Origin of the sequence: Sandaracinobacter sp. (assembly GCF_041909755.1) — a bacterium.
Classification (GTDB): Bacteria; Pseudomonadota; Alphaproteobacteria; order Sphingomonadales; family Sphingomonadaceae; genus Sandaracinobacteroides.
This window is the reverse complement of sequence record NZ_JAYRCW010000169.1, coordinates 1-1,808: the sequence shown is the minus strand read 5'-3', so window position 1 is coordinate 1,808 and position 1,808 is coordinate 1. Positions and strand designations below refer to the sequence as shown.

General features: G+C 70.8%; 2 protein-coding genes. Both read right to left on the bottom strand.

What is annotated here, in order from left to right; all coding sequences use genetic code 11:
• Positions 1–176: 176 nt before the first annotated feature.
• Complete coding sequence (gene lpxB, locus ACE3O8_RS13515) at positions 177–1,331, bottom strand: lipid-A-disaccharide synthase (protein WP_374390579.1); 1,155 nt, start codon at positions 1,329–1,331, stop codon at positions 177–179.
• The coding region (locus tag ACE3O8_RS13510; protein WP_374390577.1) for a nitrilase-related carbon-nitrogen hydrolase at positions 1,328–1,808 on the bottom strand (481 nt) is incomplete at its 5' end. The genes ACE3O8_RS13510 and lpxB, both read right to left, overlap by 4 nt.

Sequence of the window (1,808 nt, the reverse complement as noted above, 5' to 3'; positions counted from 1 at the left end):
GGCTGCAGGACGCGTGGCTGGGCGGAGGTGAAGCCGGCCATGCGTAACCTGCCGGCAGCGGCGCGGCAGCTACGCGCGGACGCCGTATAGGAAGGGTCGGCAGGAACGCCGGGAGCAGGGGGGCGCTCGGCATTCTCTTCGCGGCGGCATTGGAGGGGCAGTGCCCCTCCCGTCTTTCACCCTTGGATCTGCTTCAGCACCGCGATCGCGGCAGCTTCCGACGGCAGCCCCTCCGGCGCGCGCAGATGCCCAAGCGCTTCGGCGAAGCCCACGCGCTGCGCCGCGGCGATCGCGGGGTCCAGCATCGGTGCGACCAGCGCTTCGGCCAAGGCTTCCGGCGTGCAGGTCTCCTGCAGCCGTTCCGGCACGACCTCGCGCTCGGCGAGCAGGTTCACGAGCGAGGCATGCGGCACCTTCACCAGCCGTCGGGCGATCGCCGCCGTCACCGCGTTCACCCGATAGGCGACGACATGCGGAATGCCCGCCACCGCCATTTCAAGCGAAGACGTCCCGGACTTGATCAGCCCCGCCCCGCCGGATTGCGCGACGGCGGCGAAGGCGTCGTGCTTGGCCTCCAGCCCGTCGATCAGGATCGGCGCGACGGGCCAGCTGGCCGCGGCCTGGCGCACCATGTCCGCGACGATGGGGGCCACCGGCAGCACCGGCCGCAGCCCCGGGACGCGCAGCGCGGCGAGGCGCAGCGCCTCGGCGAAGGCGGGCAGCAGGCGAGAAGCCTCCATCCGGCGGCTGCCGGGCATGACGATGATGGGGCGTTCCTCGCCGCCGATGCCGTGCTGTGCCCGGAAACGTGCTGCATCGCCGCGATCCGCCCCGCTTTCCAGCACCGGATGGCCGACGAAGGTGACCGGAATGCCGGCCTGTTCGAAGAAGACCGGTTCGAAGGGCAGTAGACAGAGGATGCGGTCCACCTTCCGCTGCAGCTTCAGCACACGCCCCGGCCGCCAGGCCCAGACCTGCGGCGCGACGTAATGCACCACGGGAATGCCGAGCGGCTTCACCTTCTCGGCGACGCGCAGCGTGAAGCCGGGGCTGTCGATGGTCACCAGAACCGCGGGCTTGCGCGCCGCGATGTCGGCCACGGCATCGCCGATCAGCCGCTTCAGGCGGAAGATCTTGGGCAGGACTTCCATCAGGCCCATCAGCGCCAGCTCGCGATAGTCGAACAGGCTGGTCACGCCCTGTTCGGCCATGCGCGGCCCGCCGATGCCGGCGATCTTCAGATCGGGTCGCCGGGCGTGCAGGGCCGCGATCAGCCGGGCGCCGAGCACGTCGCCTGAGGCCTCGCCGGCCAGGATGTAGACCAGCGTCATGCGAAGGCCGCGACGGGGGGACGGATGAAGGGGCGGGTCGGCCAGTCGCGATGGTTGAACACCTGGCCGTCCGCGCGCGCCGCCGTCATCCGTGCCGGATCCAGCGTGCAGAACACCCATTGGTCCTGGTCGAGCGCGCCGCGCGCCAGCACGCCATCTTCCGGGAAGCCGCGATCGACGGGGCCGAACACCGCCGCATGGCCGCGATTCACATCCAGTGCGGCGGACCACGGCGCCACGCCCACGGTCGGCGTGATGGCGACGTAGCACTGGTTTTCCATCGCCCGCGCCGCCGCACCCACGCGCACGCGGTTGAAGCCGTGCATGCTGTCTGTGCAACTCGGCGCGAGGATCAGCCAGGCCCCGGCCTCCACCTGCACCCGCACATGCTTGGGGAATTCCACGTCGTAGCAGATGGAGATGCCGATCCGCCCCCAGGGCGTGTCGAAGACGTTCGGGTCCGCGCCCTGGGAGACC